The sequence below is a fragment of the Bacillus sp. FG16 genome (genome assembly GCF_057809515.1).
In genome coordinates, this window is record NZ_JBMDKC010000187.1 from 1 (window position 1) to 3,988 (window position 3,988).

8 protein-coding genes are annotated in these 3,988 nt (G+C 38.6%); all 8 read right to left on the reverse strand.

The genetic code is table 11. From position 1 onward, the window contains the following. On the reverse strand, window positions 1–325 hold a 325-nt coding region (locus tag ACODS7_RS31125; RefSeq protein ID WP_488828437.1), incomplete at its 3' end, for a bifunctional DNA primase/polymerase. A gap of 84 nt (window positions 326–409) precedes the next feature. Continuing rightward, on the reverse strand, window positions 410–841 hold the full coding sequence (locus ACODS7_RS31130) for a DUF669 domain-containing protein (protein WP_243168619.1): 432 nt from the start codon (window positions 839–841) through the stop codon (window positions 410–412). Next, window positions 842–1,774 carry a DEAD/DEAH box helicase family protein gene (locus ACODS7_RS31135; RefSeq protein WP_243168620.1) on the reverse strand — a complete coding sequence of 311 codons (933 nt, stop codon included), beginning with the start codon at window positions 1,772–1,774 and terminating at the stop codon, window positions 842–844. Window positions 1,775–1,792: 18 nt separating this feature from the next. Then, entirely contained in the window at window positions 1,793–1,990 is a 198-nt protein-coding gene (locus ACODS7_RS31140; protein ID WP_144519278.1) for a hypothetical protein, read from the reverse strand. 1 nt (window position 1,991) lies between these two features. After that, window positions 1,992–2,135 (reverse strand): hypothetical protein, encoded by a 144-nt coding sequence (locus ACODS7_RS31145; RefSeq protein ID WP_445426932.1) that lies wholly within the window; start codon window positions 2,133–2,135, stop codon window positions 1,992–1,994. Between the two features lie 19 nt (window positions 2,136–2,154). Next, window positions 2,155–2,457, reverse strand: coding sequence for a hypothetical protein (locus tag ACODS7_RS31150; RefSeq protein WP_243168621.1), 303 nt, complete (start codon window positions 2,455–2,457; stop codon window positions 2,155–2,157). A gap of 66 nt (window positions 2,458–2,523) precedes the next feature. Beyond that, the gene (locus ACODS7_RS31155; protein WP_243168622.1) at window positions 2,524–3,144 is read right to left on the reverse strand and encodes a sigma-70 family RNA polymerase sigma factor; all 621 of its coding nucleotides are present in this window, start codon (window positions 3,142–3,144) and stop codon (window positions 2,524–2,526) included. 412 nt (window positions 3,145–3,556) lie between these two features. Further along, window positions 3,557–3,766 (reverse strand): hypothetical protein, encoded by a 210-nt coding sequence (locus ACODS7_RS31160; protein WP_243168623.1) that lies wholly within the window; start codon window positions 3,764–3,766, stop codon window positions 3,557–3,559. Between the last annotated feature and the right edge of the window lie 222 nt (window positions 3,767–3,988).

Consider the following 3,988-nt stretch of genomic DNA (forward strand, 5'->3'; position numbering starts at 1 on the left):
ACTGCCAACCATTTGGCGTTGTAATGGAATGATGATGAATGCGTTCGCCTTCTAATAGTTCACGTAGTAAAGCCCCTTCTGTTTTATCATCAATATCAACCACGATTCTTCCTTCTGGAATCCGAACACCAATCCAGCCACCCTTTTGTATCCACGCTTGAATTTGCTCGTCTTGTAACGTTTCTGTTGTTTGCCATTTTCCCGCTGCACATTTTGCTTTTTGATACTCTTTATTTCCGTTTGTATAACCGATTAACCGAATGATTTTCGCATGCGGCAGTATTTCTTGAATCCGTTCTGTATAACTCGGTATTGTATGTATCACCTTTTCACCCCCTCCAAACCATTACGTAACGTGTTAGAGAGAGAACGATAGCTGCTCTCTCTCCACATTTTTTTCTGTTCATTTTTAAAAAGGAACGTCCGAATCAGAAATCTGAATAGTTTGAATCAGCGCAACTTCTGAAGGCTTAAATCCGTTCACCTGCGGGTATTTCTTACCATTGTATTCTCTTTCTCCGACTACCAATCTGAGTGTCTTTTTCAAAAATGTATCCGCCCATTCTTTATACGATTTAAATGTCATTCCAGTTGGAAATCCTGCTGCCTTCGACGCTGCCTGTAATCTCCACATAGAATTTTCTGTTACGACGAAGTTGTCATATAAGATTTTTTGTCCTTGGCACGGTTGATCTACATCACTGCGAATCTCATAGTCCACAATGATACGCGGATTTCCATTTTGAGATGTTGTCTGGTCATAATTGATAACAATCACTTCATATTCTCCTGGTTGAATCGGGTCAAATCCTTTAGCTTGATTATGGTCTACTGTAAACATTTATTTTTCCTCCTTTATTTTAAAAACTTGTAATCTATCTAGTGCTGTTTCGAGTAACTTGATTGTAAAGTTCTCAATCTTTACATTGGCTTTCCATTCAAATTCTTGTATTTTCTTTTGCGCCTCCATATGTTCCTGCGCAATAGCCATCACTTGTTGAACGAGGCTTGTCCTTTTCGCTTCTTCCTCCGCTTTCACATCGATTCCCAGCTCAAGCCACTGGTATAATTTACGGCCTACATCCGCTGTAATCTTTTGTGGATTCCCTTCGAATAGTTGTGTATTATCCTTGGAAGTAGTAGCTACATGGTCAATATCGATAACAAAATTCAACATAAACTCATATTCCAATTCATCTTTTTGCACCGGCTTGGTACCAACTTTACGTGGCGCCATTCTTCCATTTGCATCTTGTTCCACCACATACTCCGTTTTTGTTCTAAGAGTGGTTAAAATATGAACATCATTCTGCGTTACTGTTTTGATGAGCTTCGTCGTTTCAGGTGCAAGCTTGCCCCAGTTTTGAAACGAGTTCCCTGACATCCCACCATGTGTTTCTACAATCCCACCTTCCCCTTGCCAGTTGTGGGAGAGGGAATCGATGATAATCACCTCTGCACCCGTGTTTTTCATCACCCCTACAGCTGCGTTATATCTTTCTGTTGTGTAAGGTGGAGGAAAATCAATATGAAGGAAACTCCCTATTTTTGTCCCTTCATATACAAGGCCTACATGCAACTTAGCACGATTGTGTTCCGTATCGATGACACCAATTTTCTTCCACACTTCCTCTTCTGGAATATCTGGATATGCTTCACGTATCATGCCGTACGCTGTGAGCAACGCCCCAGCTGTCTTTCCAGAACCACTACAACCAATAAAACCAATAACAGCTTTCATCTTTTCTCGTTGCGCTTCTGTTACTTGGAACATTCTTGCACCTCCACTACATTACTGATTATCTTTTTCCATACTCTTTAGAACAAATATGGAAGCTTCAATATCGAAAATCTCACTTTCCGTATCTCTAATATTTTTCTCCACAATCGGCTTCTTTTCTATTAACCTTTCTAATTCTCGCTTGTGTTCAGCTAACTTTCTTTGGCGCACAGTTAACGCCTGTCCTAACTCTTCAATTCCAGCATTCAAATCACTCACCCGCCACTTTCTTTATAGAATGAGACTCCACATATCGTTGAATACATTCGGTTTCATCGTGTATGTAATCCCCATCAATATCCCGGTACTCTTCACCAAAGTAAATTTCTTTCCCACAACTTTCGCAGTTACTCATAACATCACTTACAACTGAATCATGACAATTTCCAAGTACCATTGAGTTTTCTACTATTGGGTATCCCTCCAATTTTTTCTTCCATTCTTTCTAGAGTATAGAGAGAGTAATAGACAACATTTTCACTTATAAATGCCACTTCATATGGAACTTCTTCTGATTCACGGCTCGCTATGATTGGTTTTACCTTATTTTCCCCTAACACCCATTCAAATGTTTCATTACTCAAATGAACTTCATTCCCGCGAATGCTGAGAATCCCGTTCTCATTTTCTTCGGCTCGTATCGCTTGTACCGCACGGCTTATTTCTTGAATATCCATTCATTCGTACACTCCTTTTTATCTCATTTCATTTCGTGCTATAATCATGTTGAAAATTGATTTTGTCTAGATCGCCAGTGGCTGCTGGCGGTTTTTTCTTCCCTTTCTCTTCGAGACATAGGCGGGATTGATTTTGCGAAATGCTGCATTTTTTATTTGATTCACACCACTGATACTTCTTCCCACCTCCTGGGCAATCTCACGATCCGTTAAACCATGACTCTTTCGCTGTAGTACATACGCTTCTTCTGGCTGTAATACATCCATGGCTTCCTGATATAGAATCGCTGTCAGGACCTCTTCCTCCACATTAATTGGAGAGACTGCAAAATATTCATTTTCAACTTCTCCATCTCGATATAGATCAATAGAATGAAAGGACATACGATTTCTGTCTTCATAACTCACATGTTTTCCTACGCGAATCAATCTACCTTTCGTATGAAGTTCATTACAAATTCTCCACTTAATCGCTTGAGACGCATATGCGTTAAAGTATTTTAATTTCTTTGCACGAAATTTCATACATACTTCCCACAATGTCAGGAGACCGATTTGGATAAGGTCTTCTAATTCCATATGATTCATTTCTGCAACTTTCCTAGCTTGTGGAAAGCTACCAAATTGATATTGAATCGTTGCGTACACTACATTTTTCTTTTCTTCAAAGAACTCTTCTAATGTCATATTTTATTTACACCTCTTCTTGTTTGGATTGAAATAGCTTGTTATACTGGACCTATCTTTCGTGTAGTTGTCGATTGAAAACCACTCGTTTCCAATTATTCTTACCAATCAGAAAGGCCTACTTGTTAGGTCTTTTTGTTTTTCAATGTCAGATTATCTAGTTTTCTACCACTTATTTTTCTGTTACAATTTTGATGAAGGCAACATGTACATACTTGTAACCGAGACCTCGTATGTGCACATTCAAGTAGTTTCTGTGAAAGAGTCCTAGTTTCTAGGGCTTTTTTATTTGTTACATTCCACCTGTTTTACAATTGACAACATTCAGATATACTACAATCAACGGAATAGATGAATATTGTTTTTTATAGCAATAGGCTCTATGTACAAATTCCGATGAAGAAGTCCTATTCTATAGGGCTTTTTCGCTTTCCACAGCCTGTATATGTAACTTTGCTGTATCCATGGCATGTTGTTGTAAATCCTCTAAAATTCCCTCCGCAACTTCAATACCATGCTTATCAATAATCGCTATCACCAATTGATTAAAATCCCACATTCTCGCAATTCCTATTTGTTCGACTAAGCGTTTTTCACGTTTACCATATTGCTTGATGTCCATGTTTTCTCACTCCTCAATGTCATATTTCTATTTATCTTTCTATATCAGTTATTAAAACCATATGTTATAATTATTCCGTATTAGTAATTATTTTGTACCAACCTTGTAAGCCCTAGCACCCTACTGTTAGGGCTTTCTCCTATTTCAAGGCGGTTCACATGGATGCCGTTATTTCTCCACATCCTTCATCCACACTTTATCTATCCAATCCATCACATATGC